General features: G+C 36.5%; 22 protein-coding genes. 13 read left to right on the forward strand and 9 right to left on the reverse strand.

Going from position 1 to position 20,181, the window contains the following annotated elements:
* Positions 1 to 21 precede the first annotated feature (21 nt).
* The 6 genes from ZPR_RS00345 to ZPR_RS00370 are packed head-to-tail and all read left to right on the forward strand — an operon-like array spanning position 22 to position 5,913.
* On the forward strand, positions 22 to 1,032 hold the full coding sequence (locus tag ZPR_RS00345) for a sugar phosphate nucleotidyltransferase (RefSeq protein ID WP_013069586.1): 1,011 nt from the start codon (positions 22 to 24) through the stop codon (positions 1,030 to 1,032).
* 26 nt (positions 1,033 to 1,058) lie between these two features.
* Positions 1,059 to 2,444, forward strand: coding sequence for a tetratricopeptide repeat protein (locus ZPR_RS00350; RefSeq protein WP_187288249.1), 1,386 nt, complete (start codon positions 1,059 to 1,061; stop codon positions 2,442 to 2,444).
* Positions 2,441 to 3,211, forward strand: a complete 771-nt coding sequence (locus tag ZPR_RS00355) for a lipoprotein insertase outer membrane protein LolB1 (RefSeq protein WP_013069588.1) — start codon at positions 2,441 to 2,443, stop codon at positions 3,209 to 3,211. The genes ZPR_RS00350 and ZPR_RS00355 overlap by 4 nt, the downstream gene beginning before the upstream one ends.
* The gene (locus tag ZPR_RS00360) at positions 3,208 to 4,425 is read left to right on the forward strand and encodes a murein hydrolase activator EnvC family protein (RefSeq protein ID WP_013069589.1); all 1,218 of its coding nucleotides are present in this window, start codon (positions 3,208 to 3,210) and stop codon (positions 4,423 to 4,425) included. The genes ZPR_RS00355 and ZPR_RS00360 overlap by 4 nt, the downstream gene beginning before the upstream one ends.
* 60 nt (positions 4,426 to 4,485) lie before the next feature.
* The gene (locus ZPR_RS00365; protein ID WP_013069590.1) at positions 4,486 to 5,226 is read left to right on the forward strand and encodes a hypothetical protein; all 741 of its coding nucleotides are present in this window, start codon (positions 4,486 to 4,488) and stop codon (positions 5,224 to 5,226) included.
* Positions 5,227 to 5,271: 45 nt separating this feature from the next.
* On the forward strand, positions 5,272 to 5,913 hold the full coding sequence (locus tag ZPR_RS00370; RefSeq protein ID WP_013069591.1) for an outer membrane beta-barrel protein: 642 nt from the start codon (positions 5,272 to 5,274) through the stop codon (positions 5,911 to 5,913).
* Between the two features lie 17 nt (positions 5,914 to 5,930).
* On the opposite strand, the gene ZPR_RS00375 is transcribed toward ZPR_RS00370, so the two are convergent.
* Both ZPR_RS00375 and ZPR_RS00380 read right to left on the reverse strand, forming a co-directional pair.
* Complete coding sequence (locus ZPR_RS00375) at positions 5,931 to 6,443, reverse strand: acyl-CoA thioesterase (protein WP_013069592.1); 513 nt, start codon at positions 6,441 to 6,443, stop codon at positions 5,931 to 5,933.
* A gap of 57 nt (positions 6,444 to 6,500) precedes the next feature.
* Positions 6,501 to 7,436, reverse strand: a complete 936-nt coding sequence (locus tag ZPR_RS00380; RefSeq protein ID WP_013069593.1) for an HU domain-containing protein — start codon at positions 7,434 to 7,436, stop codon at positions 6,501 to 6,503.
* A gap of 97 nt (positions 7,437 to 7,533) precedes the next feature.
* On the opposite strand from ZPR_RS00380, the gene dprA reads away from it, so the two are divergent.
* A complete protein-coding gene (gene dprA, locus ZPR_RS00385; protein ID WP_013069594.1) occupies positions 7,534 to 8,634 on the forward strand; it encodes a DNA-processing protein DprA in 1,101 nt (366 codons plus the stop codon).
* 103 nt (positions 8,635 to 8,737) lie between these two features.
* Here the strand turns inward: dprA and trpS are convergent, their stop codons facing one another.
* On the reverse strand, positions 8,738 to 9,706 hold the full coding sequence (gene trpS, locus ZPR_RS00390; protein WP_013069595.1) for a tryptophan--tRNA ligase: 969 nt from the start codon (positions 9,704 to 9,706) through the stop codon (positions 8,738 to 8,740).
* Positions 9,707 to 9,781: 75 nt separating this feature from the next.
* Between trpS and ZPR_RS00395 the strand changes: the two genes are divergently transcribed.
* Positions 9,782 to 10,522, forward strand: coding sequence for a lysophospholipid acyltransferase family protein (locus tag ZPR_RS00395; RefSeq protein WP_041578433.1), 741 nt, complete (start codon positions 9,782 to 9,784; stop codon positions 10,520 to 10,522).
* Positions 10,523 to 10,606: 84 nt separating this feature from the next.
* Here the strand turns inward: ZPR_RS00395 and ZPR_RS00400 are convergent, their stop codons facing one another.
* From ZPR_RS00400 to recA, 6 genes are all read right to left on the reverse strand, one after another.
* Positions 10,607 to 12,088: a porin family protein gene (locus ZPR_RS00400; protein ID WP_013069597.1), complete on the reverse strand. Its 1,482-nt coding sequence runs from the start codon at positions 12,086 to 12,088 to the stop codon at positions 10,607 to 10,609.
* The gene (locus tag ZPR_RS00405; protein ID WP_013069598.1) at positions 12,085 to 12,627 is read right to left on the reverse strand and encodes an RNA polymerase sigma factor; all 543 of its coding nucleotides are present in this window, start codon (positions 12,625 to 12,627) and stop codon (positions 12,085 to 12,087) included. Before ZPR_RS00405 ends, ZPR_RS00400 begins: the two co-directional genes overlap by 4 nt.
* A 114-nt stretch (positions 12,628 to 12,741) precedes the next feature.
* Positions 12,742 to 13,197, reverse strand: a complete 456-nt coding sequence (locus ZPR_RS00410; protein WP_013069599.1) for a hypothetical protein — start codon at positions 13,195 to 13,197, stop codon at positions 12,742 to 12,744.
* Positions 13,198 to 13,337: 140 nt separating this feature from the next.
* Complete coding sequence (locus ZPR_RS00415) at positions 13,338 to 13,814, reverse strand: hypothetical protein (protein ID WP_013069600.1); 477 nt, start codon at positions 13,812 to 13,814, stop codon at positions 13,338 to 13,340.
* Between the two features lie 116 nt (positions 13,815 to 13,930).
* Positions 13,931 to 14,431 carry a hypothetical protein gene (locus ZPR_RS00420; RefSeq protein WP_013069601.1) on the reverse strand — a complete coding sequence of 167 codons (501 nt, stop codon included), beginning with the start codon at positions 14,429 to 14,431 and terminating at the stop codon, positions 13,931 to 13,933.
* A gap of 116 nt (positions 14,432 to 14,547) precedes the next feature.
* Positions 14,548 to 15,567 carry a recombinase RecA gene (gene recA, locus ZPR_RS00425; protein ID WP_013069602.1) on the reverse strand — a complete coding sequence of 340 codons (1,020 nt, stop codon included), beginning with the start codon at positions 15,565 to 15,567 and terminating at the stop codon, positions 14,548 to 14,550.
* A 213-nt stretch (positions 15,568 to 15,780) separates the two neighbouring features.
* On the opposite strand from recA, the gene ZPR_RS00430 reads away from it, so the two are divergent.
* From ZPR_RS00430 to ZPR_RS00450, 5 genes are all read left to right on the forward strand, one after another.
* Positions 15,781 to 17,022: a peptidase U32 family protein gene (locus ZPR_RS00430; RefSeq protein WP_013069603.1), complete on the forward strand. Its 1,242-nt coding sequence runs from the start codon at positions 15,781 to 15,783 to the stop codon at positions 17,020 to 17,022.
* The gene (locus tag ZPR_RS00435) at positions 17,022 to 17,252 is read left to right on the forward strand and encodes a ferredoxin (RefSeq protein ID WP_041578434.1); all 231 of its coding nucleotides are present in this window, start codon (positions 17,022 to 17,024) and stop codon (positions 17,250 to 17,252) included. Before ZPR_RS00430 ends, ZPR_RS00435 begins: the two co-directional genes overlap by 1 nt.
* Before the next feature lie 30 nt (positions 17,253 to 17,282).
* Positions 17,283 to 18,314 (forward strand): oxygen-dependent tRNA uridine(34) hydroxylase TrhO, encoded by a 1,032-nt coding sequence (gene trhO / locus ZPR_RS00440; protein ID WP_013069605.1) that lies wholly within the window; start codon positions 17,283 to 17,285, stop codon positions 18,312 to 18,314.
* A 215-nt stretch (positions 18,315 to 18,529) separates the two neighbouring features.
* Positions 18,530 to 19,699, forward strand: a complete 1,170-nt coding sequence (locus ZPR_RS00445; RefSeq protein ID WP_013069606.1) for a PSP1 domain-containing protein — start codon at positions 18,530 to 18,532, stop codon at positions 19,697 to 19,699.
* Positions 19,689 to 20,180, forward strand: a complete 492-nt coding sequence (locus tag ZPR_RS00450) for a gliding motility lipoprotein GldH (protein ID WP_013069607.1) — start codon at positions 19,689 to 19,691, stop codon at positions 20,178 to 20,180. The genes ZPR_RS00445 and ZPR_RS00450 overlap by 11 nt, the downstream gene beginning before the upstream one ends.
* Position 20,181 lies beyond the last annotated feature (1 nt).

Below are 20,181 nucleotides of genomic sequence, written 5' to 3' on the forward strand. Positions count from 1 at the left end.
ATTCTAAAATCAAACAAACAAATGAAGATTATTGTACCCATGGCGGGAAGAGGTTCGCGCCTTAGGCCACATACACTTACCACTCCAAAACCATTAATTCCTATTGCCGGTAAACCTATTGTACACAGATTGGTACAGGATATAGCAAAAGTGTTGGACGAAGATATCGATGAAGTTGCTTTTGTAATAGGGGAAGATTTTGGAGAGAAAATAGAAAACGACCTTAAGGACATCGCTGAAAGTTTAGGAGCCAAAGCAAGCATTTATTATCAAGATAAACCATTGGGAACCGGCCACGCCATTATGTGCGCCAAAGAGTCTTTAGAAGGCCCTGCGGTAATTGCTTATGCCGATACCTTGTTTAAAGCCGATTTTACTTTAGATAAAGATGCCGATAGTGTTATTTGGGTAAAGCAGGTAGACAATCCTTCAGCTTATGGAGTAGTGAAACTTAACGATAGCAAACAAATAACCGAGCTTGTTGAAAAACCAGCTGAATTTGTTTCAGATCTGGCGGTGATCGGGATTTATTATTTTAAAGAGGTGGCTGTTTTAAAAGAAGAGCTTCAAAAGGTATTAGATAATAATATCGTTCATGGCGGCGAATATCAGATTAATGATGGGATTAAAGCCATGCAGGCCAATGGACTAAAATTCGTTCCGGGTAAAGTAGAGGAGTGGATGGACTGCGGAAACAAAAATGTAACCGTAGAAACCAATGGGCGTATGCTTAAATTTTTACACCAGGATGGTGAGAAACTCATCGCCGATAGTGTGAAAATAAAAGATGCTGAAATTACCGAACCTTGTTTTATCGGTGAAAATGTAGAACTGATCAATGCGAAGATCGGCCCAAATGTTTCTATTGGCAACGGAACAAAAATCGAGAATACCACTATAAGAAACAGTCTTATTCAATCTTTTGCTGAAGTGAAAAATGCAAACTTGAATAACGCTATGATTGGTAATTTTGCTAAATTCAATGGAGAGTTTACCGAAATCAGTATTGGTGATTATTCTGTATTGGAATAGTTATTGAACCCCAAATCTCAAAAACTTTGCTGAAACAGATCTTAATATTGGCCTTTTTTGGACACCTATATTTGGTGCCGGGAAAGGCCTTTGCTATAATTCAGCAACCCGAAGATAAAAATAGTGCCACTGTAAATAGTGATCTTGGAGAAGTAAACGATGATTTTCAAGAGTATTTTTTTGAAGCTTTAAAGCAACGCGGTATTGAAAATTACGAAAAAGCAAACGAAGCTTTGCAAAAATGCCTTGCTATAAACGACCAGAGCCCGGTGATATATTACGAAATCGCCAAAAATCATTATTCCTTAGAGGAATTTGAGCAGGCAAAAGCCTATTTTCAAAAAGCACTAGATTTAAAACCGAACGATGAAAACATTCTTAGGGAGTATTATGAGAACGAAATTGCTTCGGTAGATTATGAAAGTGCTATACAAATACTTCAGAAATTAATTAAAATCGATACTAAATACCGCGAAGACCTTGCTGATTTATATATCCTAAGTGATCGCTATGACAATGCTTTATCCCTTATTGATAGTTTAGATATCCAATATGGCGAAAATGAGTATCGCACCCATTTACGTCGCCAAATTTATGCCCGTACCAATAATACAGATGCCCAGATAGCCAATTTAGAGAAAGCCATTAAAGATGATCCTAAAGAAGAGGAAAACTATCTTAACCTTATTTATGTGCTTAGTGATGAGGGTATGGAAGAGGAAGCTTTTAAAACGGCTCAACAGCTCTTACAAGTTAGTCCCGGTTCGAGTCTGGCCCATTTGGCGCTGTATAAGTTTTATCTTAACAAAGATCAGCCAGAAGAGGCCATGCAGTCGATGCAGATGGTTTTTAAAAGCGAAGAGATCGATGCGGCTTCAAAATATAAGGTTTTAAATGATTTTTTATTATTTGTAAACCAAAATCCTCAATGGGAAAATGAGCTTATGGAAGTGAGTCAAATGCTTTCTAAGCAGGAAAACGAGCCCTCATTATATCGAAAATTGGGCGAATATTATCTTAAATCAAATAATAAAGCAGATGCCCTTCGTTATTTTGAAATGGGATTAAAAGAAGATCCGGCAAACTTCGAAATGATTAAAAACACGCTGATCCTCAGGATCGATTTAGAGCATTTTGAGAATGCGGAAAAATTAGCTTCAGAAGCTCGTGATATTTTCCCGGCACAGCCTATTTTTTATCTTTTAAATGGGGTTGCCTTAAATAAACTTAAAAATTATTCTGAAGCAGTCGAAATTCTTACTTTTGGATTGGATTTTTTAATTGAAAACCCACGGATGGAAGCCGATTTTTATCAGCAGATTTCGGTGTCTTACGCCGGGCTGGAAGATAAAGAGCGAGCGAATGAGTATAAAGCGAAAGCTATTAAAACCTTAAAAGAAGCAACTAAATGATCAAAAGAATAATATTTGCCCTTCTGTTAACGCTTAGTATTGCGGCCTGCGGAACCAAAAAAGCAGCATCTGGTTTCGAAAGAAGCAATGCAAAAGCAGCAGGTGTTATAAAGAATCATTACGATAAAGCCATACAGTTTAATACTTTGTCTGGAAAATTAAGAGCCACCTATCAGGATGCTGATAGGACCCAATCGGTAAATCTTAGTTTTAGAATGGAAAAAGACAAGGCCATTTGGATGAGTGCCAGTATTTTGGGATTCCCCATGGCCAAAGCCTATATCACTCCGCAAAAAGTGAGCTATTATGAAAAGGTAGGAAAAACCTATTTTGATGGCGATTTTAGTTTAGTAAGTCAGTGGTTAGGAACTCCTTTGGATTTTGAAAAACTTCAGAATTTGTTATTGGGTCAGGCTATTTATGATCTGCGAGAAGATGTGTATACTTTAAGTGAATCTCCAAGAGGTTTTCAATTACTTCCTAAGAAATCATCTGATGTAAAAAAGATGTTTATGTTAGATTCTGAAACCTTTAAAGCCAAAGCACAACAGTTAGCTCAGGATTCAAAAAATAGAAGTGTTACGGTAACTTACGGCGATTATCAGCGCGTTGCGGGCAGGCTTTTTCCTGAAACGATTACAATCATTGCAAATGAAGGTGGGGAAAGTACCAATATTACCCTGCAGTATCGTTCAATAGAGTTTGATGGAGAGGTAAGTTTTCCATTTAGTATTCCCTCCGGTTACGATGAAATTTCGGTAGAATGATATTAGGCTTTTTTAAATATATTTTTTGTATCGCTACTTTTTTAGTGGTGACCAGTTCTTTTGCTCAAAACACCCGGGAAGCTTTAGAGAAAAAAAGAATTGAACTTCGTAATGAAATCCGTCGAATTTCAGAATTAAGAACGAGTAACAAAAAGAAGGAAAAGTCGATTTTAAACGAAGTTCAGGATTTAAATCAACAAATAAAAAGTACAGAGAATTTAATAAAAGTCACTAATCAGCAGGCAAATCTTCTCACAAAGGAGATGAATGAAAATGAAGCTAAAATTGCCAAATTCAGAAAAGAGCTGGAAGAATTAAAAGCCGATTATGCCGAGATGATCAAAAAATCGTATCGTAGCAAATCGCAGCAAAGCCGAATAATGTTCTTACTTTCCTCTGAAAGCTTTTTACAGGCTTATAAACGGCTTCAATATTTAAAACAATACGCAGACTACCGTAAAGAGCAAGGTGAGCAAATAAAGACCCGTACGATGGATTTACAGCGTTTAAATAAGCGGCTTGCTTATCAAAAAGAAGAAAAGAATAAATTAATTGCCGAAAACAGGGCGACCAGGGCGCGACTGGAAGAAAATAAAAAGTCGCAACAGGAATTAATGAAAACCATTACGGCAAAAGAAAGCCAGTTCGCATCACAAATTAGAAAGACGCAACAAGAAATTGATGAAATAGAGCGTAAAATCGATGCCATGATTAAAGCTTCGATTGCAGAAACCAATAAAAAATCGGGTTCTTCCAAACGTGATGTATTCGAACTTACTCCTGAAGCAAAAGCCTTGGCGAAAGACTTTGCCAGTAATAAAGGAAAACTCCCCTGGCCAGTAGCGACGGGTACAGTAAGTATGAAGTTTGGTAAACAGCCCCATCCGGTAGTAAGTAATATTACTATAAACAATAGTGGAGTAAATATCGATACCGATAAAGGCGGAAAAGCCAGAGCCGTTTTTGAGGGGACCGTTAGTGAGGTACAGATTTTAAAAGGAGCTAACAAAGCCGTTATGCTTAGGCATGGTGATTATATCACCATTTACGATAATCTTGAAGAAGTTTATGTGCGTAAAGGTGACTATGTGAGTACAGGCCAGGATTTGGGAGTGGTGGCTACCAGTAAAAGTTCCGGAAAAACAACGCTTCATTTTTTAATCTTCCAAAATACCAAAAAGTATAATCCAGAAAGTTGGATTTTAAAACGCTAGTTTTTAGTTGTTAACGCAACCTTTTTAGTAAATTGCATCTTACTGTTGTAATTCATAGTTATGAAAAAGAAATACTCGGTAATCGCGATTAAATGCACCGAGGCTTGCCTTAAGGTCGTTTATTTTTTTGCGACGATTGCTTTTATTCATCTTTTTGGTTCGTGCAATAGCGACGATGTATTGGTTACCGAAAATAAACGAATGGCTGTTTTTGCCACTGTTTTAGATTCTAAGAATGTAGCTTTACCAGATATTCCAGTAAATGTTACGACCAATGCTTTTGAAGATTATAATATACTGGGAGCATCCCGCAGTAAAGCAGGCGGTAGCGTAGATTTTGTTTCTTTGGTTTCTTATAACCGGGGTGTAGCTATTAATTTTAATCCGGTTTCTTCAGCAGTTTATAATCCTAATTTTACCAACGTGAGTTATATCGATCCCAGAGAAATTGTGGATAGGGAACAACGTATTGATCTGGATGTGGTAAAGCTAAGTAGGGTACAGGATGTAAATGTTTCTATCAGCCTTTTATCACAGACCAGTAATCTAGTTGTAAAAATTCAATATTATAAAAGTATACAGTCTTTTGCCTTAAATCAAAACATCGATCCTTTACTAATTCCTGAAAATATCACTAGTAATTACCTAAAATTGGATGAAGAAAACCCAACTTTTGAAAATTCATGGAAATTACCGGTTGGTTCGCCCATCAAATTTTTTTATAAAAAAGAAGATGAGATTCAAAAAGATACTACAATAACAGTAAATGCCACAACCAATAGTATTGACTTAGAATTTTAAATCGAAGAGCTTATTTTTTATTGATTTCCATCATAAATTTTTCAGATGAAAAACATATTGCTTTTAGCCATAATATTAAGTTTCTCTTTAGCAAACGCACAGCAGGATCTGTATTTACCAAACCCGCATCGAAACTGGTACGAGCCTGAAGATCCCGAAACCGTATTTTTTGGATTATCAACTTATTTTCCTATTGGCTTAAGCCATTCTAGTTTAAGTAATGATTATGAATTAAATGCCGGGATTCAACTTGAAGTTAATGTTTTTATCACCCCTCAATTTGTAGCCGGAGTGTATGGAAAATGGCATGAAGGAGAAGTAAGTAATATTGAAAAAATTGGAAATATAAGTGAAACCAATTTTAGCGAATATGGGGTAAGCCTGGGATATTATCAGGCCATAAATCGAGAATTTAACTACCTTATTACAGCAAATATTGGAGGTGTTTCCCAAAGGAATAGTGTTCCCTTTTCTTCCGGTTCCTTTCGTGAAAACGGAACCAGTTATAAATTAGGAGGAGAATTAGGGTATAGGTTTAATCAAACTATAGCAGTTTTTGCTAGAGTTTCCCCATATTATTTAAATCTTGATATTAATAATGCAGCTTATATGGATTATTTAAATAAGCACTTTTTAGTAGATGTTGGTTTTGGCTTACGGGTTCACTTACATAATCCAAACGGATAATTTTAAATAGCGAAGCCTTACTTGGTAAATAAAGCTTTAAGTTCGGTAGCATCGTTGGGTTGCATTTTACCGGCAAGAACAAGGCTAAGTTGTTTTCTTCTTAAGGCAGCTGCATACCGTTCTTTTTCCAGGTCGGTTTCCGGTTCTAATGGAGGGACGGGAACCGGAGCTCCGGTTTCGTCTACGGCAACAAACGTGTATATTGCTTCATTTGCTTTACTTCTAAGCCCGCTTTCTCGATCTTCTACCCATACATCTATAAAAATTTCCATAGACGATTTAAATGCCCTTGAAACGACTGCTTCAACTGTCACTACACTTCCTAAAGGGATCGCTTTATTAAAAGCTACATGATTAACAGAAGCGGTCACTACAATACGTCGGCTATGTCTTCTGGCGGCGATACTGGCAGCACGATCCATACGAGCTAACAATTCCCCTCCAAATAAATTGTTTAAGGGATTAGTCTCGCTTGGTAAAACAAGATCGGTTAATGTAGTTCTAGAATCTTTTGGGTATTTAGAATTCATATTTGCCAATTTTTGGCAATAATAGTGAGCTTTTAGATAAATATCACTAAAAAAAGATTAAAGTTCCTCTACCAGTAACCAGGCGGCCTGGTTTTCTCGTTTTAATTTATTTAATGCGTTTACCGCATCGCGCCTTGTTTGATGACTGGAAAAAACCACTTGATGAAGTCCGTATTTATTGGCGCCTATAAGTCGGGCTTTATAACCTTCTTCTTTAAGCTCTTCTACTTTTTTCTCTGCATTCTCTTCCACTCTAAAGGCTCCCGCAACCAGGTGAAAATTACCAGGTTGTTTTTCAACCTTAAATGTGATAGCGGGTAACGGATTATCGATTACAAAAGTAGCTTCGTGAATTTGTTGCTGTAACTTATCTTCAGCTTCCTGTTGTTCAGCAATATTATGCTCGGCAACCTGATTGCTGTAGATATTTAAACCTGCAATACCCGATAAACCTAAAGCAAGAATTCCTACCGCAGCATATTTAAGAAATGCAGCTTTACGGTTTCTTCGTTCAGGAGTAAAGTGAATTGGTGCTTTCTCTTCGATTTTCTGAACCTGAGATTTGTAGACTTCACGCTGAATTTTTGTGGAATGAACCACATCCAGGCCAAAAGAATCGGCCAGGTAATTTACTTTGTTAAAAGGTTCAAACTGAAGGGTATAATCTTCAGAAACAGTAAAAGCACCAATATTGGCAATCTCGGCTTTTTGCTGCTCTTTCAAAGCATTCTCCAACTGATGTACAAAATCTGCAATTTTATTGAGCGCTGTAGTGTAGTTAATACTTTCAGCATCTGCGATATAATTAGCCAACAATCCGTCGTTTTTTACTAATTGACGGTTAAAGGATACAGTCTTCTTTGGCGGATAAAGATTATTAGTTGCTGCATCGATAAAAGCAGACTCTCTTTGAGATAGAAATGCACCAAATCCCGGTACGATAACACACTCGTAGCGGTAAAGTAAATCCTGTATGTAGTTAGCTATTTTCATAATTGCAAAAATAATACGAATGTGAAGTATATAAAAATAGCCAAACAATTTTTATTAACAAATCTTTTTTTGCGTAATTTTAGTTGAAAGTTTTGGCATGGATATTAACGATTTAAGATATGTGCTGGCATTGCAAAGAGCACCAAATCTGGGAGATAGGAGTGCAAAAAAACTTATTGCGAGACTGGGCAGTGCAGAGGCAATTTTTAAAGAAAAGAGACAAAGTTTATTGAAAATTGAAGGGATAGGCGAGCTTAAACTCCAGGCGTTGTTTGATCCGGCAAACTTTGAAGCGGCAGAGAAGGAAATTGAATTTATCAAAAATGAGCATTTAGAAACCCATTATTTCTTAGATGAGAACTATCCTGAAAAATTAAAACATTGCCATGATTCTCCTATTATATTGTTCTCCCGAGGAAATATTCAGCTTAATAATCGCCGAATTGTAAGTGTTGTTGGAACGCGAAAGATCACAAGTGCCGGGAAAACATTTGTGACGCAATTTATTGAGGAATTGAGTCCGCTTAATCCTATAATTGTTTCGGGGTTTGCTTATGGAGTGGATATTGCTGCGCATCGGGCAGCCATCGATTGTAACTTGCAAACCATAGGTTGTTTAGCACATGGTTTAGACCAGATTTATCCGAAACTACATGCTAAGTATGTAGATGATGTTTTGAAAAACGGTGGCTTTTTTAGTGATTTTTGGAGTAGTGATAAATTTGATCGGAATAACTTTTTAAAACGAAACCGAATTATCGCAGGTTTAAGTGAGGCTACCGTAGTTATTGAAAGCGCTGAAAAAGGCGGTAGTCTGGTCACTGCGGATATTGCAAATTCATATAACAGGGAAGTTTTTGCTGTGCCGGGTAGACCAGGTGATAAATATAGCAAAGGCTGTAATGAACTTATTAAATTGAATAAAGCTCATTTACTGAGTAGCGCAGCCGATTTGGTATATATGCTAGATTGGAAATTACATGAAGATGTTAAACCGGTACAGCAGCAATTATTTGTAGAATTGGATGAAGAAGAGCAGCAAATATATGACCTGCTAAAAGAAAAAGGCAAATCACAGTTAGACGCGATAGCACTTTATTGTGATTTTCCAACTTTTAAAACCGCTTCAATTTTATTAAATATGGAACTTAAAGGGGTGATTAGGCCTTTACCAGGTAAATTATTTGAAGCCATTTAGGATGTTTTCCCGATAATCGAGATGAAATTTTCCGATCCCATCGCGATGGGATCGGAAAATAATATTCTAAAAAGTACCTCATGAGCTTGCCCAGAGGTGTTTACTAATATCCTAATTTTTCGCGAACACGTTTTAAAACATCTTTAGCCACAGTTGTTGCTTTTTCTTTACCAATAGCTAAGGCTTTATCTACCTCTTCAAGATTATTGATATAGTATTCGTATTTTTCCCGTGGCTCAGCAAAAGTTTCTTTTACCAGTTCAAATAAGGCCTGCTTCGCGTGTCCGTAGCCAAAACCACCGGCTTCATATTTTTGGCGTAGTTCTGCTGTTTGCGCTTCAGATCCTAATAATTTATAAATGTTGAATACATTACAGGTATCCGGGTTTTTTGGTTCTTCAAGCGGCGTACTATCGGTTTGGATACCCATAATTTGCTTTCTGAGTTTTTTATCGGTCTGAAAGATATTAACGGTATTATCTTTTGATTTACTCATTTTAGAGCCATCAGTACCAGGGACATACAAAATATTCTCTTCTACTTTAGCTTCGGGTATTACAAAGGTTTCTCCCATTTTAGCGTGAAAACGAGAGGCTACATCTCTGGTAATTTCTAAGTGTTGCAACTGGTCTTTTCCCACCGGAACAATTTCAGCATCATATAAAAGAATATCAGCTGCCATAAGCATAGGATACGTGAAAAGTCCAGCATTAACGTCCTCTAAACGATCGGCCTTATCTTTAAATGAATGGGCTAACGTAAGGCGTTGATAAGGAAAAAAACAGCTTAAATACCAAGAAAGTTCACTGGCTTGCGGGATATCACTTTGTCTGTAGAAAACGGTTTTTTCGATATCAATACCGCAGGCAAGCCATGTTGCCGCCACAGAGTAGGTGTTGTTCCTTAACGTCTCAGCATCTTTAATTTGTGTTAGAGAATGCATATCCGCAATGAAAATGAATGAATCATTCTCTGGGCTGTTCGCCATTTTGATAGCAGGCATAATTGCCCCCAGTAAATTTCCTAAATGAGGAGTTCCTGTACTTTGTACTCCCGTTAGTATTCTAGACATGTACTTATTAAATTTTTATACAAAGGTACTTTTTTTGTGGAATTCACTTGATTGTATTTACTACTTTTGAAACCTATGCGATTTTTTAAAAATATTGCTATTGCGTTATGGAGAATATGGTTCTATGTATTACTCGTGGTACCTATTATCCTTATGCTTCCTATTCTAATTGTTTTTACCTCCTCAGAGCGATTTTATCCTCAGTTTTTCTTTTGTGCCAGGATGTGGGCAAAATTCATCATTTTTGGTATGGGTTTTTACCGGCGTACTCAGGGTAGCCACAAATTGGATAAAAATGGCAGTTATATGTTCGTAGCCAATCATTATTCGATGTTGGATATCATGTTAATGTTGGCCACCGTTAACCATCCTTTTGTATTCGTAGGTAAGAAAGAGCTGGCAAAAATTCCTATTTTCGGATTTTTCTACCGTAAAACTTGCATTTTGGTAGATCGTAAAAGTCAGCAAAGCCGCCAGGCGGTTTTTAACGAGGCCCAACGACGCTTAAAACAGGGGAATAGCATTTGTATTTTTCCTGAAGGTGGTGTACCCGACGATGAAAATATCATTTTAGATGAATTTAAAGAAGGGGCTTTTAAACTGGCTATCGATCATCAAATTCCTGTCGCACCGTTAACGTTTCATGATACCAAGAAGCGCTTTTCGTATACTTTCTTATCGGGTAGTCCCGGTAAATTACGTGTTACTATCCATGATTTTATTCCTACAAAAGGAAAAACTCAGCAGGATCGTAAAGAACTTAAAGATAAAACCCATGAGATTATTTATGAAGAGCTAAAAAGTCCTAGTCTATAATACCTAGTTTAAGCATTTAGTTGGCTTGAATTTTTCTCATTCAAATTCATTTCATAAAAGAGATTTTAAACCTTGATTATTGAGTTAAAATTCAAAACTAAAACCGGTATAAACTCCAAAGAAATAGGGATTAACTCCATTTGTATTGCTAAAACTGTTTAACTGGTATTTAAAAGTAGGTTCTAAATTCAGTCTAAATTTATCATTTAGCTGATAATCTATACCCATCCCGATATTAGTGGTGAAACTAAGGCTTTCCAAATTGTTGGATTCTCCAAGTTCTATAGTACCATTTTGGCCGTTAACGCTAACCGAGTTTTCATCTAAAAACAAGCTACTGGCACCCCCGATTAATTTTAAGCCAATTTTTTTATCGATTAGGTTGTATTCTATTTCTACCGGAACTTCAATATACCCAAAATTCTGACTCAAAGAACCGTTTTCTCTAGGCATATTTAAGCTGGGAACAAATCCATTTTCTTGACCGTCAAAAACTGGACTCGCAGGGGAGTTTTTAGAATTACTTGCAATTCTTATGTTCTCGCTTCCGGTATCGTAGTTAATGTTCGCCAGACTGCTGGAAGCTATAGCGTAATTATAAGCGATATCACGGGTTTGATAATTCATGCTTACCTTATTGATCCCAGATCGAATTTTTATTTTTTCTGACACTGCATAGGCCACCTTAACACCGTATGCCATGGTTACTTCGCTACTGGTCTGATTAGATGCAAAAGAAGGATCTATAGGGTTTCCACTTCCTAAATTATCGTAATAAACCGGCGCTGCAAAGGGAGAAATACTTACTTTACCTTTTTTAGAAGCTGTTTTTACTTCTTCTGAAGTTGCTTCCTGGTTTTTCTCTTTTTCGAAAAGCGCCACGGCATTTTCATAGTCCTCATCGGCTTTTGTTTTGACAGAATCAATAGCGGTAATCTGATCTTCCCCGGTTTTATTTACCAAGGAGATAACGTCAGTTGATTTACTTTGATTTTCGGTAGCTTTATCTTCATTTTTCTGATCAAGATGAGCTAAATCCTGTTCGTTTTTTGACTGATGAGAAGTGATATTCGATGACTTTATGTTCGTTTTTTCTGAAGCTGAATTATTAGAGGGTGTATCGCTACCAGAAATAGTTTTTGATGTCTGGTTGGCCACAGCACCTGAAGGTATTAAGGCATCCTGCCTCTGTTCAGCTTTTTTAGTTGTTTTACTAGAATTTTTAGACGTTTCAGTGATTTTTTCTAATGTTTTATTAGCCGTATTTAAAATAGAATCCGAAGGTGTTTTAATACTGGGGAGTTGGGATTCTTCGATATCAAATGTGATTTGGGGTTCAGTAAAATTTGCGGGACTGTTTTGTAAAAAATATACACCGGCCAGAATAATGGCCAAAACAGCTGCAACACCACCCAGTTTGTACCAGAGTGGTAGGATTACAGGTTTTTTCTCTTGTTTTTCCTGTAATTTTTCTGCGATATTTTTCCAGACGTCCTCTTTGGGAGTGTGTTCAAAATCTTTGAACTTCTCCTGAAAAAGTCGGTCTATATTCTTTTTCTCTTTCATAGGGTTTTTGCAGAAGAATTATGTTGATTACTTTCTATGCTTTCTTTTAATAAACTACGCGCTCTCGATAAATTTGATTTAGAAGTTCCTTCAGATATTTGTAGTATTCCGGCAATTTCTTTGTGGGAATAACCGTCTAAAACATACATATTAAAAACTTCGCGATAACGCTGTGGTAACTGTTGTACTATGCTAAGCAGAAAATCCAGCGGTAGTGAAGATTCTTCGTACTCTACCGTTGTTTCTTCTATTTGATCTTCGTTTGATATGCTATATAATTTTTCTTTTCTGTATTTCTGTAAAGTAGTATTTATCATTATGCGTTTCATCCAACCTTCAAAAGAACCCTGATGTTTGTATTGACCAATTTTATCAAAAATGGTCAAAAAGCCATCTTGCAGGTTATCTTCGGCCTGTGCATAGCTATCAGAATACTTTAGGCACAGGCCAAACATTTTACCGGCATATAAGCGGTACAGTTCTTCCTGTGCCTTAATATCATTTTGCTTACATCTTTTTATGAGCTTTTCTAGCGACAAAAAGTTATGTTTGGTTTAGTTGGTTTTACTCGATAATCGAGGTTAAGTGCTTCGATGCTTCAAAATTAAAAGCAATGTTTTAACGCAAGCCTTATGGTAATCTCTTATTAGACTCTATTCCTGTGTTGGTTCTTCGTTTTCTTCAGGTTTTCCAACAGGAACGGTGATATCCAGATACTTTGCTTCTTCGTTTTCTTCTCCGATCCAAAAATGAAAAATATATTCGGTATTCTCATTTCCGGTAATCACAATATCTTTTAATGTTCTTTCCTGCTCGGTGGCCTCATCACAATCTGTCCTGTCCAGGTATCTTGCGGTAACCGCAAAAACATAAATATCCCGTACATTACCATTAATCTCTCTATTTATGTCAAAGCCATAAAATTGCTCACATCCGTTTGCCGGCATGTAATTAATGGGGAAATTATAAATTTCACCGGTCTCAAAATAATCCGGCAATTGGGCATCTGTAATTTCAGCTAAGCTAAGTGATAGCGATGAACCATCATCATCTATCGAGCATCCGCTTAGGGTACAGATACATGCTAAAATTAATACTATTCTTTTCATTAAGCTAAACAATTATTTTTTAGTGTTTTGTACTATCTAGATACATTAGGATTTAAAAGGTTGCGTACCCTAAATAAAAAAAGCTGAAATTTTAAAACTTCAGCTTTTAATAAAAAAACTACTATTGTATTTCCATTAGCTTACTCTGTAGTTTCTTCGGGGGTGTCCTCTGGTTCACCAACTAATATATCTCTTGTTAAATATTTAGCAGTATGATCTGTATTTGTTCCACTCAAAAAGTTAAACCGAATCACCTCGTATTGATCAGAATTTAATTTAAAATTTTCTGTCCAATTGGTAGTTTTGATAAGTCCGGTGTCTGTACAATTTGCCACATTATTAGGATCGTAGGAAACGATGGCATTTACATAAAATTCGAATATAGAATCGTGCTCCTGGTGTGGTCTTCCATTATATTCAAAGCTGCTAAAAGTATTGCAATCGCTACCGATATCGTAAGTGATATCAATTTCGTATTCTTCATCAACGATAAAATATGCCGGTAATGTCGCATCCAGGATTTCAACATAGGTGTACGAAATACCTGGGCCATCATCATCGATATTACAGGCAGCAAAGCTAAAAGCTATGCTTAGGAATAGTATAATTTTCTTCATTTTAATTAAGGCTTTTATTATAGATGGTTATTTTTAAAAAGGTTGCGTGTTTAAAACAAAAAAGCTGAAATTTTTTAAAATTCCAGCTTTTTATAACTATTATTGGTTCTATTAATTTACTCTGCAGGTTCTTCAGGTGTTGCTTCTGGTTCTCCTACGGGTACATCTACCGTTAAAAATTCATATTTATTAGTTGCAGAATTAATTCCGTTTACAAAGCGAAATCTAACGCTCTTATAGCGATCCTCATTTGACGTAATTTTACTTAAGTTAAAATCATTCTGAAGAATGGATTTTGTTTGAGTTAAATCTCCTTCTTCGTTACATTCTGTAACATTAGGATCGTATGAAGTTAAGGCCACTATATCAACAACTAATGTGTCTTCAGCATCTTCCATTTCGTAAAATTGCCCATTAAAATCTACAAATTTATGGCAGGCATCTGGTAATTCAAAAGTAGCTTTTAAGTCGTAAGTTTCAGAATATTCAATAAAAGCCGGCAAATTATGTCCTGTGATTTTAGCATATTGATAAGCTATGCTTGGCCCATCATCATCATTACAACTAATTAAACTTACTGCAAGAGCCAGAAATAAAATTAAACTGGTTTTTTTCATTTTGTTTTTGGGTTTTGTTTTTTTGTAGATGAATCATTCTGTTAAAGGTTGCGTAGAAAATGCATAAAAAAATCCCCAGGTAGGGGATTTTTTATAACAAAATGGTTTATAATAACTTAAGCTTCTTCCTTGGCCACTTTAATGGCGTCTTTTATTTTAACTTCTAACTCATCCATTAAATCTGGATTGTCTTTTAAAATAGTTTTTACCGCATCACGACCCTGCCCAAGTTTAGTGTCTTCGTAGCTAAACCATGATCCACTTTTCTTAATGATTTCATAGTCTACGCCTATATCGATAATTTCACCAATTTTAGAAACTCCTTCCCCATACATAATATCGAACTCAGCGGTCTTAAACGGTGGAGCTACTTTATTCTTAACCACTTTAACTCTGGTTTTATTACCCATTACTTCACTACTGCTATTTTTAATTTGCGTAGAACGTCTAATATCTAAACGTACAGAAGCATAGAATTTTAGCGCATTACCACCTGTAGTCGTTTCTGGGTTTCCAAACATTACCCCAATTTTCTCACGAAGCTGGTTAATGAAGATAACGGTACAGTTGGTTTTACTGATCGTTGAGGTTAATTTTCTAAGTGCCTGAGACATTAAACGGGCATGAAGGCCCATTTTTGAATCGCCCATTTCTCCTTCGATCTCACTTTTTGGTGTTAATGCCGCGACCGAGTCGATTACAATAATATCAATAGCTCCAGATCTAATCAAATTATCTGTAATTTCTAAAGCCTGTTCTCCATTATCTGGCTGAGAAATAATTAAGTTTTCAATATCAATACCTAGTTTTTCAGCATAAAAACGATCAAAAGCATGTTCGGCATCAATAAAAGCGGCGATCCCGCCACTCTTTTGTGCTTCAGCAATAGCATGTAACGTAAGTGTAGTCTTACCAGAAGATTCTGGTCCGTAAATTTCAATAATTCGCCCTCTTGGATAACCACCTACGCCTAAAGCAAGGTCCAAACCTAAAGAACCGGTAGAAATCGAAGGGATATTTTCAATTGCCTGATCTCCCATTTTCATTACCGTTCCTTTCCCATAGGTTTTATCCATTTTATCAAGGGTAAGTTTCAGTGCTTTTAGTTTTGCGTCTTTTTCTTTATCGTTACTCATTTTTATTCTCCTTTTTTTGCAAGTTGCTAAATTACTATAAGTTTTACTAGGTCACAATTTTAAATGCTCAGGATTATCCACTCTGCGATTTTTCTTCAAAAAGACTTAAATAATTTATCGATTTTGAAGGCTAAACTTCGAAAGTTTGGAGGTGTTTAAATGTAACCAATAATTGAAAGATATGTATCTTTGCACCCCATAATTTTATTAAAAATGACGAGTACAGGAAAGATAGAACTTATGGCGCCGGCCGGGAATTTTGAGTCTTTGCAGGCGGCATTGGATAATGGCGCTGATTCCATTTATTTTGGAGTAGAACAGCTGAATATGCGAGCCAGGGCAAGTATAAATTTTACACTAAATGATTTGCCAGAGATCGCTAAGCGTTGTGAAGCTAAGCGAGTACGTACTTATCTAACACTAAACACAATTATTTATGATCACGATCTTTCGATTGTAAAAACCTTACTCGATAAAGCAAAAGCTGCAAACTTAACTGCAGTTATTGCTATGGACCAGGCGGTTATTGCTTATGCCAGACAGATAGGTATGGAGGTTCATATTTCTACCCAAATTAATATTACCAATATCGAAACGGTTAAATTTTATGCCCTTTTTGCCGATACGATGGTGTTAAGTAGGGAATTGAGCTTACGGCAGGTAAAGAAAATTTGTGATCAGATAGAAAAAGAACAAATAAAAGGGCCTTCTGGAAACTTAGTTGAAATCGAAATTTTTGGTCACGGAGCTTTATGTATGGCGGTTTCAGGAAAATGCTATTTAAGTTTGCACTCTCATAATTCTTCTGCTAATCGTGGTGCATGTAAGCAAAATTGCCGAAAAAAATATACGGTGATCGATCAGGAAAGTGGTTTTGAAGTAGAATTGGATAATGAGTATATGATGTCTCCAAAAGATCTTTGCACCTTAGATTTCTTGGATCAGGTAATAGATGCAGGAACAAAGGTTTTGAAAATTGAAGGTCGTGGACGAGCACCAGAATATGTTGCCAAAGTAATCAAAACTTATCGTGAAGCTATTGATGCCTATTATGAGGAAACCTACTCCAAAGAAAAAGTTGGCATCTGGATGGAAGAGCTAAAGAAAGTATATAATCGTGGATTTTGGAGTGGCTACTATTTAGGTCAAAAACTGGGGGAATGGAGTGATGGCTCAGGATCGCACGCCACTCAAAAGAAAGTATATGTAGGTAAAGGAATGCACTATTTTCCTAAAGCTAATATAGGTGAGTTTAAGATCGAAGCCTACGATATCAAATTGGGCGATACACTTTTAATCACCGGACCAACCACCGGTGCGCAGGAAGTAGAACTTTCTGAAATGCTGGTTAACGACGAGCAATTGGAGACAGCATCAAAAGGGGATTCCTGTACTATAAAATTACCTTTTAGAATAAGAAACTCAGACAAACTATATAAAATAGTTAAGGCCTAATGGTAGTAGTAACTTTACAGCGGGATAAATGTATAGGTTGTAATTATTGTGTAGAGATGGCACCTTCAGAATTTCAGATGTCTAAGAAAGATGGGAAGAGTGTTTTATTACATTCTAAAGAAAAAAAGAGCTTTTATACCCTTAAATCCCACGATGATAGTATCTTTGCCGAATGTTTGCAGGCTCAAAATGCCTGTCCGGTAAAAATAATTACCGCTAAAAAACTATAATATTTCTTTAATTCTTAAAATTAGTATAGCATGCAACTGTACAATAAACTAAGCGCTAAAGAAAGAGAAGCATTGATCGAGGAAGCCGGTGAAGACAGGCTTACGCTCTCTTTTTATGCCTACGCAAAAATAGGCAACCCTAAACTTTTTAGAGATCATCTTTTTGTTGCCTGGAATTCGATGGATGTGCTGGGAAGAATCTATGTAGCCCACGAGGGGATAAATGCCCAGCTTTCTGTTCCTGCTAAAAGATTCAATGAATTCAAAGAATTTATAGATAACATTTACTTTTTAGAAGGATGCCGACTTAACATTGCGATCGAGCAGGATTCAAAATCTTTCCTTAAACTAAAAGTGAAAGTTAGGGATAAAATTGTGGCCGATGGCTTAAATGATGCAAGTTTCGATGTTACCAATAAAGGCATTCACGTAGATGCCGCCACTTTTAACCAATTATTAGATGATCCCAATACGGTTTGTGTGGATATGAGAAACCACTATGAAAGTGAAATTGGTCATTTTCAGGGGGCGGTTACTCCAGATGTGGATACCTTTAGGGATTCTTTGCCAATTATAGAGAAAGATCTTGAAGAACACAAAGAAGATAAAAATCTGTTGATGTACTGTACCGGTGGAATTCGTTGTGAAAAAGCGAGTGCATATTATAAGCATCGCGGTTTTCAAAACGTTTATCAATTAGAAGGCGGAATCATAGAATATGCCCGCCAGGTGAAAAACCAACAGTTAGAGAACAAGTTTATTGGTAAAAACTTTGTGTTTGATCATCGTCGATCAGAGCGAATTAGCGACGATGTGATCGCCCATTGCCACCAATGCGGAAAAGCCTGTGATACTCACGTAAATTGTGCAAATGAAGCATGTCACTTACTTTTTATCCAATGTGAAGAATGTGCCATGGAAATGAATAATTGTTGTAGCGAAGATTGTATGAAGGTAAACGCCCTTCCCTATGAAGAGCAAAAAGAGCTTAGAAAGGGAAAGCGAAATAGTAATAAAATTTTTAAAAAAGGCCGCTCTGAAGTTTTAAAATATAAGAGTTAAGCCTGGGTTCTATCTGGTGATGCCAATTAATATTGGTATCTTTACTGTTTAAGAACTTATTTATGAACCTAAAGGAGCGTAATTATAAAGCCGAATTTTTGAAATAGACCTTTGAGGTGCCGGGATTTAGAAGTGAGATGATGGTCGGTATATCGGGTGATTTTTAAAAATAAGATTCGGTTTTTTAGTACTCCTTATCAAGATATAAAACATTTATGGCGTGTAGCAGTTGCTCTACCGATAAAGACGGTAAGCCTAAAGGATGTAAAAGTAATGGAACCTGCGGAACAGATAGTTGTAATAAACTTACGGTTTTTGACTGGCTCTCTAATATGTCCCTTCCAAACGGAGTAGAACCTTTTGACTGTGTTGAAGTACGTTTTAAAAACGGCAGAAAACATTTCTTTAAAAATACTGAGAATCTTAGCCTAAGTATGGGCGATGTGGTAGCTACCGAAGCTTCACCAGGCCACGATGTAGGTATGGTGAGTCTTACCGGAGAACTGGTAAGAATCCAGATGAAAAAGAAAAAAGTCACTCCAGATAGTGAGGAAGTTTTAAAAATTTATCGCAAGGCCACCCAGAAGGATATTGAAGTATGGGAAGAAGCCCGTGCTCGAGAAGAAAAGATTAAGACCCGTGCCAGGGAAATCGCTATTCGATTAAACCTTAGCATGAAGATTAGCGATATCGAATTTCAGGGTGATGCTTCAAAAGCAACCTTTTATTATACTGCAGATGATCGTGTAGATTTTAGGCAGCTGATCAAAGAATTTGCCCGAGAGTTTAATACCCGTATAGAAATGCGCCAGATAGGCCTTCGCCAGGAAGCAGCAAGACTTGGAGGTATAGGTTCTTGTGGGCGAGAATTATGTTGTTCTACCTGGTTAACAGATTTTAGATCTGTAAGTACCAGTGCGGCAAGATATCAGCAATTGTCTTTAAATCCGCAAAAACTTGCTGGCCAGTGTGGGAAGCTAAAATGTTGTCTTAATTACGAATTAGATACCTATCTGGAATCCCTTAAAACTTTTCCCAAGTCAGATATCAAACTTCATACAAAAAAAGGTACCGCGGTATGTCAGAAAATTGATATTTTTAAAGGCTTTTTATGGTATGCTTATGAAGGTGAATGGATGACGTGGCATAAGCTCACCGTAGATCAGGCAAATCAAATTATTGAAGCGAATAAAAAAAGGGAAAGTATCGGCAGCCTGGAAGAGTTTGAAGTGATGCTTCAAATGGAGGAAGAACAACCCGATTTTAACAATGTTGTTGGTCAGGATAGTCTAACAAGGTTCGATAATCCACATCCTAAAAAGAAACGTAGAAATAAAAAAAGAAGAAAGAAAAATAAACCATCTTCCTCGAGAAATGAGAAGTAATTTTATTTTGATTTTAGCTATTTCAAGCCTGTGTTTTTGGAGTTGTGATTCCAAAATGGTTTATGATGAATATAAATCTGTAAATCAATGGAATAAAGATTCGATTGTTTCGTTTGATATAGGAGAATTAGATTCTTTAAAAGCATACAATTTATTTATAAATATTAGGAATAACAGCGAGTTTAAATACAGTAACCTGTATTTGATTACTGAAATTCAGTTCCCAAAGGGAAAAGTAATTAGTGATACCTTAGAATACGAAATGGCTAGACCAGATGGAGAATGGCTTGGTACGGGATTTGGTGATGTAAAGGAAAATAAACTTTGGTATAAAGAACATGTCAGGTTTAAAGAACCCGGGGAATATCGGGTAAATATTAGGCACGCCATGAGAAAAAATGGTGAGGTAAATGGAATACAAAATTTAGACGGCATCACAGATGTTGGTTTCAGAATAGAAAAAACGACACAGAATAATTAGA

Source organism: Zunongwangia profunda SM-A87, from assembly GCF_000023465.1.
Lineage (GTDB): Bacteria > Bacteroidota > Bacteroidia > Flavobacteriales > Flavobacteriaceae > Zunongwangia > Zunongwangia profunda.

Excerpts from the sequence above, each read along its gene's own strand:
- ZPR_RS00345 (WP_013069586.1), top strand. The coding sequence starts at position 22 with ATGAAGATTATTGTACCCATGGCGGGAAGAGGTTCGCGCCTTAGGCCA.
- ZPR_RS00355 (WP_013069588.1), top strand. The coding sequence starts at position 2,441 with ATGATCAAAAGAATAATATTTGCCCTTCTGTTAACGCTTAGTATTGCG.
- ZPR_RS00360 (WP_013069589.1), top strand. The coding sequence starts at position 3,208 with ATGATATTAGGCTTTTTTAAATATATTTTTTGTATCGCTACTTTTTTA.
- ZPR_RS00365 (WP_013069590.1), top strand. The coding sequence starts at position 4,486 with ATGAAAAAGAAATACTCGGTAATCGCGATTAAATGCACCGAGGCTTGC.
- ZPR_RS00370 (WP_013069591.1), top strand. The coding sequence starts at position 5,272 with ATGAAAAACATATTGCTTTTAGCCATAATATTAAGTTTCTCTTTAGCA.
- ZPR_RS00375 (WP_013069592.1), bottom strand. The coding sequence starts at position 6,443 with ATGAATTCTAAATACCCAAAAGATTCTAGAACTACATTAACCGATCTT.
- ZPR_RS00380 (WP_013069593.1), bottom strand. The coding sequence starts at position 7,436 with ATGAAAATAGCTAACTACATACAGGATTTACTTTACCGCTACGAGTGT.
- dprA (WP_013069594.1), top strand. The coding sequence starts at position 7,534 with ATGGATATTAACGATTTAAGATATGTGCTGGCATTGCAAAGAGCACCA.
- trpS (WP_013069595.1), bottom strand. The coding sequence starts at position 9,706 with ATGTCTAGAATACTAACGGGAGTACAAAGTACAGGAACTCCTCATTTA.
- ZPR_RS00395 (WP_041578433.1), top strand. The coding sequence starts at position 9,782 with ATGCGATTTTTTAAAAATATTGCTATTGCGTTATGGAGAATATGGTTC.
- ZPR_RS00400 (WP_013069597.1), bottom strand. The coding sequence starts at position 12,088 with ATGAAAGAGAAAAAGAATATAGACCGACTTTTTCAGGAGAAGTTCAAA.
- ZPR_RS00410 (WP_013069599.1), bottom strand. The coding sequence starts at position 13,197 with ATGAAAAGAATAGTATTAATTTTAGCATGTATCTGTACCCTAAGCGGA.
- ZPR_RS00415 (WP_013069600.1), bottom strand. The coding sequence starts at position 13,814 with ATGAAGAAAATTATACTATTCCTAAGCATAGCTTTTAGCTTTGCTGCC.
- ZPR_RS00420 (WP_013069601.1), bottom strand. The coding sequence starts at position 14,431 with ATGAAAAAAACCAGTTTAATTTTATTTCTGGCTCTTGCAGTAAGTTTA.
- recA (WP_013069602.1), bottom strand. The coding sequence starts at position 15,567 with ATGAGTAACGATAAAGAAAAAGACGCAAAACTAAAAGCACTGAAACTT.
- ZPR_RS00430 (WP_013069603.1), top strand. The coding sequence starts at position 15,781 with ATGACGAGTACAGGAAAGATAGAACTTATGGCGCCGGCCGGGAATTTT.
- ZPR_RS00435 (WP_041578434.1), top strand. The coding sequence starts at position 17,022 with ATGGTAGTAGTAACTTTACAGCGGGATAAATGTATAGGTTGTAATTAT.
- trhO (WP_013069605.1), top strand. The coding sequence starts at position 17,283 with ATGCAACTGTACAATAAACTAAGCGCTAAAGAAAGAGAAGCATTGATC.
- ZPR_RS00445 (WP_013069606.1), top strand. The coding sequence starts at position 18,530 with ATGGCGTGTAGCAGTTGCTCTACCGATAAAGACGGTAAGCCTAAAGGA.
- ZPR_RS00450 (WP_013069607.1), top strand. The coding sequence starts at position 19,689 with ATGAGAAGTAATTTTATTTTGATTTTAGCTATTTCAAGCCTGTGTTTT.